The following is a 14,137-nucleotide window of genomic DNA, read 5'->3' as shown; positions in this document are numbered from 1 at the left end:
CTATTCGCTGGTCAGGTCACCGCGCCGACCTGCCACGGAACAAATTCGTTGTCGCCGTAATCGTAGATTTCGCTCCGTGTCTTCTTGCCCGATGCGACGGCAATGATGTCTTCGAATATCCGCTCTCCCGCAGCCTCAATCGTATCCTCGCCGGTAACAATGCCACCGCAGTTGATATCCATATCCTCCTGCATATGTTCATACATTTCGCTGTTGGTGGCAATCTTGATGCAGGGAGCAGGCTTGAAGCCGGAGACGGAACCGCGGCCGGTCGTGAAACAAATGACATTGCAGCCGCCGGCCACCTGGCCCGTTACCGCGACGGGATCGTATCCGGGCGTATCCATGAAGACTAAGCCGGGTTCAGTGACGATTTCGGCATACTCGTAGACGGCCTTCAACGGCATGGTGCCGCCCTTAGCAACGGCGCCCAATGACTTTTCGAGGATTGTTGTCAATCCGCCCAGTTTGTTGCCGTGCGATGGATTATTGTTGAGTTCAGCGCCGTTTCGCTTTGTGTAATCACGCCACCAATCAATCCGCGACAGCAGCTTTTCTGCGACGGCCGGGGTTGCAGCACGACTGGTCAGCAGATGCTCGGCGCCATAGATTTCCGGCGTTTCAGCGAGGACCGAAGTGCCGCCATTGCGCACGATTAGGTCGGATGCGTACCCCAGCGCCGGGTTTGCGGAAATGCCGGAATAACCGTCAGAACCACCGCATTCCAGCGCCACTTTCAGGCCGGAAAGGGGTTGTTGCGTGCGTTTCGCAGCGTTCACCTCCGGCAGCATGTCGTGTATCATCTCGCTGGCCGCCGCGATCGTCTTGCGTGTGCCGCCGAGGTGCTGGATCGTCATGGTGCGCAAGCGCTTGCCTTCCTCCAGCTTGAAGTGTTCGAGGATCGGGCCGATCTGGTTGGTTTCGCAGCCAAGTCCGATCATCAGGATTCCGCCGAAATTGGGGTGCCGCGCATAACCTTGCAGAGTGCGGATCAGCATGAGGTAGCCTTCTGCCTTGGTATTGATCGCACAGCCGCCGCCATGGGTTAGCGCAACGACACCATCGACATTGTCGTAACCTTCAAGCCCACCAGTCCGGTTGAAGTGCTCTGCAATCGCCTTGGAAACCGTAGCAGAACAGTTCACCGTTGTGATGATGCCGATGAAGTTGCGTGTGCCGATGCCGCCTACGCCACGATCAAAGCCCGAGAACGTGCGGCGCGCCGTCTCGGGCAGCATGCCCCTTTCCTCGATATCGACGCTGAACTGGTGCTGATGCTCGGATTCGATGACGGCAAGATTGTGGAGGTGCACATGACCGCCGGCTGGAATGAATTGCGTCGCAATCCCTATCGACTGGCCGAACTTTCGGATTTCTTGACCGGCCGGGATGTCACGTACTGCGATCTTGTGACCACGCGGGATCTGATCTGCTGCGACAAGGCCGTCAATGCCAGTCGCTGCGCCAGCCCTCACCATGGCACGCGCCACGCCTACGTCGTCAAGGGCGTTGAGAAGGATCACCGGTGAGTTCGAAATGGGCATGGCTGCCTTCTAGAAACAGTTTCAAATAATGACTTTTGCAGGCAATAAGCAATCATGTTAGATCACTGTCGTCAAGAAAAATTGGGAGACGAGCTTGATGGGAGGGCATCTTGGGCTAGCAGTTCAATTTTGGCTTTCTCCCGACTACCGGCCCCTGCTCATCGATCGCGCATTGCGCACGCTCTGGTAATCACCATTAGGCATCCTTTGCAGATCATCTTCGGTGCTGGTTGCGGGCGGTGTCGGTGGCATCGGCGGAGCCGTTTCTGAGAGGTTCGCCAGAGAGGGAGCACAAGTCTACGCGACCAGCCGCAAGGGCGCGGAAAGCGAACCAGACCCAGGCGGAATAGCTAGCATCACCACGATCCAGGCAAACGCCAGCAACGACGCCGATCTTCAGCGCGTCTTTGAGCAAATCCGGTCTTTCCGAGGCCGGATCGACGTGCTCGTCGCCAATGCAGGCCTATCGGAATACGCACCCCTTGGAGACATTTCCGAAGATCATTTCGATAGAACCTTCGGCCTGAACGCCCGATCTCTCGTGTTCGCAGTGCAGTACCCCAGTTGCCTCGTCCACTACCATCTTGATTTTATGCGGTCCGATGAGTAAATAGGTCACTTGTGACCCGATTTAGAGGAAGCCATAGTGTCGACGGTTAGTTTAAAGGACGCGAAAGCGTCTTTCTCGCATCAAATTGACCAAGCTGCTGGCGGCGAGTTCGTGACAATTACGCGGCATGGGCGCGCCGCCGCGGTCCTCGTCAGCGTGAGAGCCGCTGAGGCGGCAAAAAAGGCGCTCCGGAAGGCGCGCCCTAGTCTCGTTCAATACCTGAAAACATTTCCGGTCGATCTCGACGAGGACGTGTTCGCTCGCAATCCAACCCCCTCGCGTGACGTTGACCTGTGAGGTTCCTCCTCGATACAAACGCCATCTCACTGTTTTCGCCATATAATGCCGACGCGTCCGAGAGCTTTTCAAAGTGGGCTGATGAGCAAGACCAGCTAGACGCTATTTATATGTCCGCAATGACAATTCACGAGATCGAAAAAGGCATTCGGCTGTTAGAGGCGAAAGGCGCGACAGCGAAGGCGGCGGGGATAAGAAGCTGGCTGCTGGGGCTAATCGCTGGAAACGGCGATCACATACTGCCTATCGACAATGATGTCGCACTTGAGTCCGGCAGGTTGGAAGCAAAAGCCATATCCGCAGGATATGGGCCTGGCGCTGCAGACGCAATCATTGCTGGCACTGCAAACGTTCATAATTTGACGATCATCACTAAGAACTTGAAACACTTCTTGTCGTTCGGAGTGGCGGTTAAATCCCCCGATCAGGTCGCGCCTTGATATTCACGACTGTTAACGCTTGTAATCTTGGTGGCCTTCTCTCGGCGCCCGCCGAGGCATTCCAGGCCAAGTACATCGGCGAGTGATCTGACTCGCGTGATTTCGAGCGTCAGGGGCGCGATGGACCCCGCCATTATGACATCCGAATTGATCTGGGTTCGCCCGGTTGCGGGTTTAAACCTTCTGAGCATGTCGAAGGGGCACGCAGTGCAATCTCACTTCTCCCGTTTCAACAGGCTTGGCTATTCAGCGGCGTCTCACACATCGACCTGTATCGCTCAAAATAAAGGGAGAGAGCATGTCTCCATGTCTCTCCCTTGGGGTCCCACTATCTAACCGATCGAATGATTACATCATTCCGCCCATATCTGGCATGCTGCCGCTGGCAGAATCCTTCTTCGGTGCTTCAGCAATCATGGCTTCGGTGGTGATCAGCAGCGAGGCAACCGAGGCTGCGTTCTGCAGAGCCGTACGGACAACCTTGACCGGGTCGACGATACCCATGGCGATCATGTCGCCATATTCGCCGGTCTGGGCGTTGTAGCCGTAGTTGTCGGTGTTGCTTTCGAGGATCTTGCCAACGATGATCGAGCCTTCGTCACCAGCATTTTCTGCGATCTGGCGAACCAGCGACTGCAGAGCCTTGCGGATGATGTTGATGCCGGCCGTCTGGTCGTCGTTGGCGCCCTTGATGTTGAGGACGACAGATGCGCGCAGAAGTGCGGTACCGCCGCCGGGGACGATGCCTTCCTGTACGGCAGCGCGCGTTGCGTTCAGCGCGTCGTCGATACGGTCCTTCTTTTCCTTGACTTCAACTTCGGTCGCACCGCCAACGCGGATGACGGCAACGCCGCCAGCGAGCTTGGCAAGACGTTCCTGCAGCTTTTCGCGGTCGTAATCAGACGTGGTTTCTTCGATCTGGGCCTTGATCTGCGCGACGCGGCCTTCGATGTCGGACTTCTGGCCCGAACCGTCGACGATCGTCGTGTTTTCCTTGGTGATCGAGATCTTCTTGGCGCGGCCGAGCATTTCGAGCGTAACCGACTCGAGCTTGATGCCGATGTCTTCGGAGATCACAGTGCCGCCCGTCAGGATGGCGATGTCTTCGAGCATTGCCTTGCGGCGATCGCCGAAGCCAGGAGCCTTGACAGCAGCAATCTTCAGGCCGCCGCGCAGCTTGTTGACGACGAGCGTTGCAAGAGCTTCGCCTTCGACGTCTTCAGAGATGATGAGGAGCGGCTTGCCGGTCTGAACGACAGCTTCGAGAACAGGCAGCATTGCCTGCAGGTTGGAGAGCTTCTTCTCGTGGAGGAGAATGTAAGCGTCTTCCAGTTCGGCAACCATCTTTTCAGGGTTGGTCACGAAGTAAGGCGAGAGGTAGCCGCGGTCGAACTGCATGCCTTCGACGACTTCGAGTTCAGTTTCGGCGGTCTTGGCTTCTTCAACCGTGATGACGCCTTCATTGCCGACCTTCTGCATCGCTTCAGCGATGTACTGGCCGATTTCCTTTTCGCCGTTGGCAGAGATCGTGCCGACCTGGGCCACTTCGTCCGAAGTGCTGATCTTCTTTGCCTTGGATACGATGTCCTTGACGACTTCGGCAACGGCGAGATCGATGCCGCGCTTCAGGTCCATCGGGTTCATGCCGGCAGCAACAGCCTTGCCGCCTTCGCGGACGATGGCCTGGGCCAGAACGGTTGCAGTCGTCGTGCCGTCGCCGGCGATGTCGTTGGTCTTCGAAGCAACTTCGCGGACCATCTGGGCGCCCATGTTTTCGAACTTGTCTTCGAGTTCGATTTCCTTGGCAACCGTTACGCCATCCTTAGTGATGCGCGGTGAACCATAGGATTTGTCGATGATGACGTTGCGGCCCTTAGGACCGAGCGTGACCTTTACTGTGTCAGCGAGGATGTCGACGCCGCGCAGCATTTTTTCGCGTGCGTCGCGACCGAATTTAATTTGTTTAGCAGCCATAGGAAGAAACTCCCGAGCGTATCGCTCAATGGTCTTTGAAAAGGAAATGAAAAAAGAAAGCGGCTCAGATCAGCCGATGACGCCCATGATGTCGGCTTCCTTCATGATGAGAAGGTCTTCGCCGTTGAGCTTAACTTCGGTGCCGGACCACTTGCCGAACAGAATGCGGTCGCCGGACTTGACGTCGAGCGCAATGAGCATGCCCTTATCGTCGCGCGTGCCGCTGCCGACAGCGACGATTTCGCCTTCCTGCGGCTTTTCCATGGCGGTGTCAGGAATGATGATGCCGCCCTTTGTCTTGGCTTCAGCCTCAACACGGCGCACAACGACGCGGTCGTGCAGCGGACGAAAATTCGTATCAGCCATTTTTGGATTCCTTCACCGGGATCGTCGCCAAATGGCTGCCCCTTGAAAAGGGCGTAGCACTCTCTGACTGGGAGTGCCAGCGATCATTCTCACTGCGCGGAAGGTTAGCTGCTGCACAGACGTCGACGTCGGGGTGAGACAGCATGACCAAATGTCTCGACCATAATCTGTCTCTAGCAGGATGCGGAAAAAGGCCCTTGCTGTGAACGGACTGCCATGATTCCATGCCTGAGTGATTGGTCGGCAGGAGCAGGACATGCGCGGTAATGATATCCAGACGGCGGGTTTGTTTTCTTATGTGAGCTGCGAAGCCCGGGTTCCGACAAGCCATCCGCTGCGGGCGATCCGCGCGATTGTAGACGAGGCGCTGGAAGTTTTGTCGCCGGATTTCGAGGCGATGTATTCAGCGATCGGCCGTCCGTCGATCCCGCCGGAGAAGCTGCTGCGCGCTCTGTTGTTGCAGGCCTTTTACACGATCCGCTCGGAGCGTCAGCTCATGGAGCAGATGGACTACAATCTGCTGTTCCGCTGGTTCGTCGGCTTGTCGATGGACGCGCCGATCTGGGACGTCACCGTGTTCACCAAGAACCGTGAGCGGCTCTTGGCTGGCGATATCGCCGCCAAGTTTCTGGCCGCGTTGCTGAGCCAGCCGCGGGTGAAAGCATTGCTGTCAGACGACCACTTCTCGGTGGACGGCACCTTGATCGAAGCCTGGGCCAGCATGAAGAGCTTCAAGCCCAAGGACGACACAGATGGTGGCGACACCGACGGCAGCGGCTCTGGCGCTGAAGAGAAACAGCCGCCAGAAGCCAAAGGCCGCAACTCTGAGCGCGATTTCCACGGCGAGAAGCGCAGCAACGCAACCCACGCATCGACCACCGACCCGGACGCCAGGCTTTATAAGAAGGCCCGTGGCCAGGCGGCCAGGCTTTGCCACATGGGCCACGTCACCATGGAAAACCGCAATGGTTTGGTTGTTGACGCCACGCTGACCCATGCGACCGGAACCGCCGAGCGCGAGGCGGCACTGGATATGGTGGGCCGCATGGATGGTCGTCATCGCATCACATTGGCTGCAGACAAAGCCTACGATACGGCCGATTTCGTTGCTGCCTTGCGGGACGCAAAGGTGACGCCACACGTCGCCCAAAACACGACGAACCGACGCTCGGCCATCGACGGTCGCACCACCCATCACCCTGGCTACGCTGTCAGTCAGCGCATTCGCAAGCGTATCGAGGAAGTGTTCGCTTGGGCCAAGACCAGCGGCGGAATGCGTAAGACCCGCCATCGTGGAAAGGATCGCGTCGGCTGGATGTTCACACTGACAGCCACCGCTTATAATCTGGTGAGGCTGCCAAAGCTGCTGGCGACAGCCTAATCGCGCCCGGAATCCGCCGAACCAGGCGGATGACGACAAAATGGGCCGACAACGGCCGCTGAAAAAGCCTCATCACGGCCTGTCTTCGAGCCGTCTAGCCAGGATCGGCGGAAAAATCGGCGCTATTTCCGCGACCTGCTAGGCGTGCTGGCCGATCAAGCAGCCATGAGCCTTCGGTCTTTTTCGCGGCGCTATCAAAAATGTACCGGCCGCACGCCGGCGCAGAGTATCGAGACGTTCCGCGTCAAGAACGCGCGCCGGCTTCTGGAGGGTGGTGCGAGCGTGATGCGAGCCGCGACGCGGTGCGGCTTCGGCACGACCGGGACCATGAGACGTGCCTTTCTGCGGCACGTCGGCGTTGGCCCTAACGCGTACCGAAACAGATTTCATGGGTAAACAAGCCCATTAAAGATGAAAGGGCTACCTTAGATCAGCGAAACGCCGAAGCGCACAACTGCCCTTTCGGAATGAGGGATCGTTGGAGGCTTGCTAAAAATACTGGAGCGAAGCGCTTTCACATATTGCGGCACCGAAGACTGGTAATCTGCGCGGAAGGTTTGTCCGCTGAAATATACCCTATTGAGTGGCCTTGACCAGATTCGGACAAGTGGCCTGAGAAGCCAGGAACATGTGCAACGGGAGTTGAATCGTCAGCTATGCAGCATTCTACGGAAAAACGATGGAAGGCTGCCCAGATGATAGATGCTAGCCTTCCTCTGGTTCTTGTTTGGCGTCAGACCGGTGCGATCGCTTGACGAGACTTGACTAAGCCTAACTACACAGTGACCGGTGCGCTGCATCTGTGCCAGAAATTCATCACTGACTTCGCCCCTTGTGATGGTCTTTAACTGCGTCCAGCTGCTCTCTTCTGTGCAGGGCATCGCGTATCCCTCACGAAGAAACATCGTAAGGTCGGGAGCTTCATCGGTCTTGTAGATACAAACCCTCATGCTCATGACCTTCGACACGGGAAGACAACATATTGCGCCGCACTGTTCGAAATGACAACGCCCTTTTACTGGCGGCTACATAGGTGCTTCTTCTAGGGACTGCCTTTCAATCCCGAGGTTGATAGAAGCTGCCCGACAGAGCATACAAGGTCTCGGCCCGAAATGCGTGGATAGCAAAAATCCAAATCCTTGACGAAATCTGAACTCATTTACCAGCGCTCGGTCCCAGGGGGGCCTTTAAACGGGCCGGCCACGGCTGAAGTGATCCATCCGCCGTAGAACATCCCGGCCTGTGGCACGACGGCCTCGCCATCTACCAGGCATAGGTCCATGGGTCGCGGATAAAAGGCAATAAAATCCTTGATCAAGGCAAAGGATGTCGTGGGATGCGGATAGGCCCAAGCCGCGTTCCGGCTTATTCTGTCGCCAGAAACGATATCAAAATAGCGTGCCTGTCCTTTCCACTCGCAGATCGACCTGCTGCTGCTTTCGCGAAGCAACGAGAGATCGACGTCCGCGGCCGGAAAATAATAGGTTGGCGGATGACTTGTTTCAATTGTGCGCACGGCGGCAGTGGTCTCTGCAAGAACGTGGCCGTTGTAAATGATTTTCAGGTGATTGCGCGCCGGCTGGGCGATGCTTGGCCTTGGGAAAGACCAGACACTCTCCTGCCCGGGCAGGCATGGGTCGGGAACGGGGTGCGCAAGCTGGGCCATGATTTCCTCCAGTCAGAGCGAACATGCAACAGCGCCGATTATTTGCAAGGCCTGAACGGTTGCGCGGGGCAACATGGGTGAATCTTGCAGCCGACAATATTGCGGCGAACACGCGTATATCGCTTCACACACAGTTGCGCGGACATATGGTGTAAGTGCGCAGATTTGCTGCACTTTGACTTGCGCGGCGGTTTCCGAACAGCCTCGCCCGCGCCCGCAAAAGATTGGCCATCTCGTAGGTGATGCTCGGCTCGTTCGTGATAAAATAGAGTAAATGCTAAGCGGCTGGCCGGGACTAGCCTTGCGTGGTCTTGAAGTCAAAGCTTCCGACCTCAACGGCTGCGGAGGTTTGGGGATCACTCTCAAATGGAAATTGAAGCCACCTCTGATATTAGCGGATCTCCCAATCGATGGAGTAAACGAAAACCTGCGATTTGCGAAAATCGGATCGCTATTGGCGGTGAGAAGATGCATATGGCGGCACCCCTATTGCGATTACCGCTGTCGCGCTGACGCAATTAGAGGCTGAGGGAAGTTTGTTCCCTGCGGAAGGTCCTCCATGTCCGATTTCGCCCAAGATGCAATGACAAACCGTCTCCTGAAGATGATGCCTGCCGAGGGCTTCGAGCGCATTCGGCCGCATCTCAAGACGGTCGGTCTCGCTTTTCGAGATATAATTGTGCGGCCAAACACGGAGACCACACATGTCCACTTTTTGGAAAGTGGCATCGCTTCCATTGTAACGACCGCAGATCTTGAACATGAGGGCATCGGGGTCGGGCATATTGGCTGGGAGGGCATGACGGCGGCGCACGTCATTCTGGGTTCATTTCATACGCCAAATGGCGCGCTCATGCTGGCGGGCGGAACAGCGCTTCAAATGGACGCAAGTAAATTCCTTCGATCATTGGAGGATGTGCCGAGCCTTCATTGGTTCCTCCTGCGGTATGTTCAGTAATGCAAAATTCAAATCGCCCAGTCGGCCTTGGCACACGGCTATTCCGTCAGAGAGCGTCTGGCCCGGTGGCCTCTGATGTGCCACGATCGCACCGATGGCGATAATCTCGTGCTGACACACGAATTTCTCGCGATGATGCTCGGGGTACGCCGCACCGGCGTAACCGAGGCAATTCAAATCCTGGAGGGTGATCGCTTGATAAAAGCGACACGAGGGCACCTACGTATTCTCGATCGGGAAAGAATCCTTAAAATCGCAGGTGGCTGCTACGGCGTGCCAGAGCGTGAGTATGAGCATTTGATGGTGACGAGCCGATACGTCTAGCCAACCCGAGGCGGTTCAACGCGCATTTTCCGCAGCTCCCAACACAACGACTAAATTTCCTTAGCCTTAAATGCTAATTACCTCGGGCGAGATTAGGTTCGCGAGAATGTCCCGGCTCGAAACCTCTCGAACCAAAACGCCGGCGGCGTCGCAGATACGGATACCCACAAGATCAAACTCTTTGCTCATTTTGAAGCTTTCGACGAAAAACTCCAGGATAGCTACCTCAGCCTCTATCACCGCATCATCAGGCTTTCCAAACTCTGTGCCTTCATCGTCGAAAAGCTCGCTGTCGACACGATGGAGGTCGAAAAAATATCTGGGCAATCTGCGGCCTCCTTCCGTTGTTTTTGAAGGAAACGAGTAAGGGGCAAAAGTGTTTCGCGTCCAACTCCGCCCGCTGCGCAGAGCTGGACAAATTGAACCCAGCTACTTGTGAAGAACGCTGCGGCTGAGACAGGCAGGTTCTCCGTCAGTCCATAAGGCCACGTTTGTTGCTATGGTCGCTCTAAGCCTTTACCACGGCGGTTATCTTTCGGAGGTCCTGCGTCCGGCATATCTGGCTGTCGACCGCGGCCAGCATGATGCAGCCGACAGTCTCGGCTACAGCTTCCTGCAAAAGCTCTCACGGGTCGTCGGGCCGCAGGCGATGCACATAGCCCTCCCCGGCTACGGCAACTCCATCATCTACCTCATCCACAACGTTGCGCTCGTTATGTACATCGGGGCAGCCGACGTGATGGCAACGGCGCATCTGGTCATGGAACGTGACTACAACCAGTACCAGTTCGAGACCTACCTTGTGCTGGCGGTAATCTATTCGACGCTCTGCCTGGCGGCCTGGCTGATCGTACGCTCCTTCGAGAAGCGAAACGCCAAGTTTACGCCCAATTCCGCGCCGCTCAAAGCCACACTGATGCCAAGCGTCTGATCGAAGAGAGGGTCCACATGTTCGATTCCGAAGTCCTGCTGCCTGATCTCTACGACATCCTTGGCGCCGTTCCCGTAACACTTGCCATGGCGCTTGTGATTTTCCTGTGCTCAACGATCATCGGCGGGCTGTTTGCGATGATCGAATATCGACGGATCCCGGTACTGCGCGAAATCGTCGTCGCCTATAAGATTGCCTTTAAAGGCGTCCCGATGGTGATCGTGATCTTCCTTGCATACTATGGCCTCCCACCAGCCTCCCGGATTTTGGCGTCTTTGGTAGGTCAGAATTACAATGGCCATGCTACGCCGAACTGGGTCACGCTGGTCGTCGCACTGACTGCTTGCGTTGCAGCGTTCCAGGCCGAGGTCGTGAAGGGTGCGTTGAATTCATTCGACACCGGCCAGGCTGATGCCGCTTATTCCTTGGGCTACAGCAAGACCCAGGTGTTTCGGCGGGTCATGTTTCCGCAGGTGATCGTTGCAGCAATTCCGGATCTTGCCAATTCGATCATGGTCATCATGAAGGCGCTGTCCCTCGGCTTCGCTATCGAGGTTGTCGATATCTTCGCGCAGTCCCAGCTGACGGCCGCTTTGAATTTCTACTACCTCGAAGCGTTCCTGATCGCCGTGGTCGTCTATATGGTCGTTGCGTACATCGTTACCTTTGCAGCAGACAGGATGGAACGGGCTCTTCGTCTTTGGGCGTGATCTGAGCCGGGTCTTACAACCCCTGAACGTGGGCCTCTGGGACCGGCGCACTGTTTGATTCGAGACGATGATCCCACGCGCCGCCATCAGGTCTTCAACCATGCCCAGACTGAGCGGAAGCCGGAGATACAGCCGGACTGCGCGGGCAACCGCCTTATCTGGAAATCGGTGGCGAAGGTCCGGCCCTGAAGGAGGAGACGCGCTGACGCCTTAGAGCCGCAGAGGTCATCACGAAGGATTTGGGGATGGAAGCTGCAAGGGCAGCTTCCAATTCTTCGATCCTTCTGCGGGCGCTCGGCGGCACGTGCGGGTATTCTACTTTCGGCCGGCATCAAATGTTCAAGACGCGCGAACCGTGCTCGCCATGCACGGGCTGGACCGGCAGCATAGGACTTCCGAGATAACCTGTGCCAGTTGGCTGTTGACCGGAATGCCGGTAAGTGTGAACCAGCATGAGCTTCCCGACTGGCGAAGACTGCACAAAATGGTCAGCGACACCGTAAAAATGCTGCCAATGATTAAGCCAACGTTGCACTGACGTGGATAGATATTTTCAAGCATGACAGAGAGCATGACATCATGAGCGAAACAACCGAATGGCCCGATCCAGCCGACAAAGCTTACGCGGTAGAGCAAGCAATGCGCCTTCGCGATCAAGCGGCAGCTGGAGGCTTGATATTTGAGGCTTACCTCCCGCCCGATCTCGCGGTGTGGCTCCTCGACCGGATAGAACGAGGAGCCTTCGTGGATCCTTCCGAGGCTACCTTCGTCCTTCTGGGCGAAGCGCGTGATCTGGAACCCCATGTCGATCTGCGCAACGAGCTGCTGAAACGTGTCATCCAGGCGGCGATCGACGATCCTCGACCAGGCATTCCAGTCGAAGACGTCATGGAAAGCCTTCGCAAGAAGTTCGAAAACCCTTTACCGGAACCGGCCAAATGGGAAAGGCGGTCCGGCACTGCGTGAAGATGCACACTTAAGCCAGGCTTGGCGCTCGTGGCCGTATTCAAGAGTGCGCCGCGTCCGCCACCAAGCGAGAAAAAGCTGAGGTGTCATTTGCGCGTATCCAAAATCCGCCATCATATGGTTGTTTCTTTTCAACGCTGAGAGAAATTATGCAGGACTTCACGATGAGCGCCATCTCCGCTCAAGACATTGTCGACACTCTACGAGATGGCCTACTGGTCCTCGACAGCGATCTCACGGTCGTTTCAGCCAATCGCGCGTTCTATGCGATGTTTAAGGTGAGCGAACCGGACACGGTTGGTCGCAAGCTTTACGATCTGGGAAATGGACAATGGAATATCGATGCATTGAAGCGTCTGCTTGAGGAAGTTCTCCCCACAGAAAACTCCGTCGAAGGGTTCGAGGTCGACCACGTATTTACCGGCATCGGACGCAAGGTGATGCTCCTGAATGCTCAGAAGCTGGTTCGTTCTGGAGATAGCTCCCATTTTCTGCTGCTGGCAATCGATGACGTGACAGAGGCGCGGGTCAGTCACATCGAGGCAGAGCGAAACTGGCGCATCGCCCAAAATATCGTTGATACGATCCGGGACCCATTGGTCATCCTCGAGCCCGATATGTCCGTGGTGACAGCAAGCCGCTCTTTCCTCGCTCTTTTCAATGCCACCGCAAGCCAAGTTGTCGGGAGAAAGCTCGAAGCTCTCGGTCAGGGACAGTGGGATACCTTTGCCCTGCGCAAATTATTGGAGCGAGTGGTTCCTCACCAAGAAGTAATGGACGGCTTCCTACTCGAGGACGATTTTCCCGGAATTGGTCGCCGTATCTTCAAAGTGAACGCCCGCAAGGTATATCGTCCAGGCAATCATATGACACGGTTGCTGGTCGTGTTCGAAGACGCGACGGACGAGGTCCTGCTTGACCGTCACAGAGATATGTTGGCAGCCGAGCTGGCGCACCGGATCAAAAATAGTCTTCAGATCATTTCCGCGTTCGTTGCCTTTGAACTGAAGCGGGCAGGCGAACCCTGTGTTCTAGGTTACCAGGCAATGCAGGCACGAATTTCAGCGGTCGCTCAGCTCTACGATGTAATCGCCCAATCGAGCAGTCTTGGGCCGGTGCCGATGCCTTCCTACCTTGAGGGTATAAGTGCAAGTGTCCAATCCAGCCTGTTGGGACAATCATCCGACATTACCGTAACATCGGCGGCAGAGCCCCTCAGCATTCTACCTGACCACGCTGTCGCCATTGGGTTGATTGCAAATGAACTCGCGACGAATGCAATAAAGCATGCTTTCCCCAAAGGTAGGGGCGAAATTAATCTCGGTTTTCACAGGAGAGACGGCGAAGTCACGCTCACCGTCAGCGATAATGGATCTGGCCTTGCGTCGAAGGTTGAAGGTTCTGGTCTCGGCTCCCGGTTCGTTGAAGCCTTTGTAAAACAGCTTGGCGGTACGTTGGCGACCGCCAGTAGCCCGAAGGGGACGACTTTCACTGTTCGGTTACCGACCTCAATATTGGCTGCTGCTTAACCCCACTTGTCGACGATCCTCGACCAGCAGTCGGACCTGAAAAGGTCTTGGAATACTTTGCAAGAAATTCGAAAACTCTTTACCAGAGCCCTCAAATTGCGAAGGGAGGTCCGGGCGCTACCGCCCCACGCATTGAAAGTGGCCGGCCCTCCGGCAGGCGGATCCTAAGAGACGACACGGCCAGGGAATGGACGAAAGTCGCCTTATCTTGTCGTTTTCATCCGGGTCATGCGGATCGGAATGGAAGGATTGATATCCAGTGACTCCGTGACTTCCTCAATGATGGGAAGAACCGTCTCGACCGTAACGACGGCCCCACCGCTGACACCGTCACATATGCTCTTCCACAGGACAATGTCCTTTTAATTTTATCGGCGGTCAGGATCTGGATCTTCCGACCACTCGACGCCGAGGATGTCTTGACCGCTCGACCCGGAACAC

General features: G+C 56.1%; 15 protein-coding genes and 2 pseudogenes. 11 read left to right on the top strand and 6 right to left on the bottom strand.

Annotated features, from left to right (window positions below; genetic code table 11):
• Positions 1-11: 11 nt before the first annotated feature.
• On the bottom strand, positions 12-1,544 hold the full coding sequence (locus J5278_RS25390; protein ID WP_209186105.1) for a UxaA family hydrolase: 1,533 nt from the start codon (positions 1,542-1,544) through the stop codon (positions 12-14).
• Positions 1,545-1,767: 223 nt separating this feature from the next.
• On the opposite strand from J5278_RS25390, the gene J5278_RS25385 reads away from it, so the two are divergent.
• The 3 genes from J5278_RS25385 to J5278_RS25375 are packed head-to-tail and all read left to right on the top strand — an operon-like array spanning position 1,768 to position 2,891.
• A complete protein-coding gene (locus J5278_RS25385) occupies positions 1,768-2,154 on the top strand; it encodes an SDR family oxidoreductase (protein WP_257623444.1) in 387 nt (128 codons plus the stop codon).
• A gap of 36 nt (positions 2,155-2,190) precedes the next feature.
• Complete coding sequence (locus J5278_RS25380; protein WP_209186104.1) at positions 2,191-2,451, top strand: type II toxin-antitoxin system Phd/YefM family antitoxin; 261 nt, start codon at positions 2,191-2,193, stop codon at positions 2,449-2,451.
• Positions 2,448-2,891: a PIN domain-containing protein gene (locus J5278_RS25375; RefSeq protein WP_209186103.1), complete on the top strand. Its 444-nt coding sequence runs from the start codon at positions 2,448-2,450 to the stop codon at positions 2,889-2,891. The genes J5278_RS25380 and J5278_RS25375 overlap by 4 nt, the downstream gene beginning before the upstream one ends.
• A 348-nt stretch (positions 2,892-3,239) precedes the next feature.
• On the opposite strand, the gene groL is transcribed toward J5278_RS25375, so the two are convergent.
• Together groL and J5278_RS25365 are read right to left on the bottom strand one after the other, a co-directional pair.
• Positions 3,240-4,865: a chaperonin GroEL gene (gene groL, locus J5278_RS25370; RefSeq protein ID WP_219258802.1), complete on the bottom strand. Its 1,626-nt coding sequence runs from the start codon at positions 4,863-4,865 to the stop codon at positions 3,240-3,242.
• Between the two features lie 69 nt (positions 4,866-4,934).
• Complete coding sequence (locus J5278_RS25365; RefSeq protein ID WP_209187086.1) at positions 4,935-5,231, bottom strand: co-chaperone GroES; 297 nt, start codon at positions 5,229-5,231, stop codon at positions 4,935-4,937.
• Positions 5,232-5,487: 256 nt separating this feature from the next.
• Here J5278_RS25365 and J5278_RS25360 point away from each other — a divergent pair, with 256 nt between their 5' ends.
• Together J5278_RS25360 and J5278_RS25355 are read left to right on the top strand one after the other, a co-directional pair.
• Positions 5,488-6,612 carry an IS5 family transposase gene (locus J5278_RS25360; RefSeq protein WP_209208106.1) on the top strand — a complete coding sequence of 375 codons (1,125 nt, stop codon included), beginning with the start codon at positions 5,488-5,490 and terminating at the stop codon, positions 6,610-6,612.
• Positions 6,613-6,777: 165 nt separating this feature from the next.
• Positions 6,778-7,008, top strand: coding sequence for a helix-turn-helix domain-containing protein (locus J5278_RS25355; protein WP_209185747.1), 231 nt, complete (start codon positions 6,778-6,780; stop codon positions 7,006-7,008).
• 763 nt (positions 7,009-7,771) lie between these two features.
• On the opposite strand, the gene J5278_RS25350 is transcribed toward J5278_RS25355, so the two are convergent.
• Complete coding sequence (locus J5278_RS25350) at positions 7,772-8,278, bottom strand: DUF427 domain-containing protein (protein ID WP_142831073.1); 507 nt, start codon at positions 8,276-8,278, stop codon at positions 7,772-7,774.
• Between the two features lie 559 nt (positions 8,279-8,837).
• On the opposite strand from J5278_RS25350, the gene J5278_RS31285 reads away from it, so the two are divergent.
• Positions 8,838-9,236 carry a hypothetical protein gene (locus J5278_RS31285; RefSeq protein WP_247749264.1) on the top strand — a complete coding sequence of 133 codons (399 nt, stop codon included), beginning with the start codon at positions 8,838-8,840 and terminating at the stop codon, positions 9,234-9,236.
• A 75-nt stretch (positions 9,237-9,311) separates the two neighbouring features.
• Entirely contained in the window at positions 9,312-9,560 is a 249-nt protein-coding gene (locus J5278_RS31280) for a helix-turn-helix domain-containing protein (RefSeq protein ID WP_247749265.1), read from the top strand.
• A gap of 66 nt (positions 9,561-9,626) precedes the next feature.
• Here J5278_RS31280 and J5278_RS25340 read toward each other — a convergent pair whose 3' ends face one another.
• A complete protein-coding gene (locus tag J5278_RS25340; protein ID WP_142831071.1) occupies positions 9,627-9,887 on the bottom strand; it encodes a hypothetical protein in 261 nt (86 codons plus the stop codon).
• Between the two features lie 169 nt (positions 9,888-10,056).
• Between J5278_RS25340 and J5278_RS25335 the strand changes: the two are divergent.
• Positions 10,057-10,491: pseudogene (locus J5278_RS25335) on the top strand (ABC transporter permease subunit); the annotation flags it as partial.
• A 17-nt stretch (positions 10,492-10,508) separates the two neighbouring features.
• Entirely contained in the window at positions 10,509-11,201 is a 693-nt protein-coding gene (locus tag J5278_RS25330) for an amino acid ABC transporter permease (RefSeq protein WP_142831070.1), read from the top strand.
• 48 nt (positions 11,202-11,249) lie between these two features.
• Here the strand turns inward: J5278_RS25330 and J5278_RS31275 are convergent.
• Positions 11,250-11,375 (bottom strand): annotated as a pseudogene (locus J5278_RS31275) (IS6 family transposase); the annotation flags it as partial.
• A gap of 570 nt (positions 11,376-11,945) precedes the next feature.
• Between J5278_RS31275 and J5278_RS25325 the strand changes: the two are divergent.
• Entirely contained in the window at positions 11,946-12,167 is a 222-nt protein-coding gene (locus J5278_RS25325; RefSeq protein WP_244615407.1) for a hypothetical protein, read from the top strand.
• A 164-nt stretch (positions 12,168-12,331) separates the two neighbouring features.
• Positions 12,332-13,696: a sensor histidine kinase gene (locus tag J5278_RS25320; RefSeq protein ID WP_209185730.1), complete on the top strand. Its 1,365-nt coding sequence runs from the start codon at positions 12,332-12,334 to the stop codon at positions 13,694-13,696.
• Positions 13,697-14,137 lie beyond the last annotated feature (441 nt).

The sequence above is a fragment of the Rhizobium sp. B21/90 genome, assembly GCF_019355815.1.
In the GTDB taxonomy this organism is placed as follows: Bacteria; Pseudomonadota; Alphaproteobacteria; order Rhizobiales; family Rhizobiaceae; genus Rhizobium; species Rhizobium rhododendri.
This window is presented reverse-complemented; position numbering and strand designations above follow the sequence as displayed.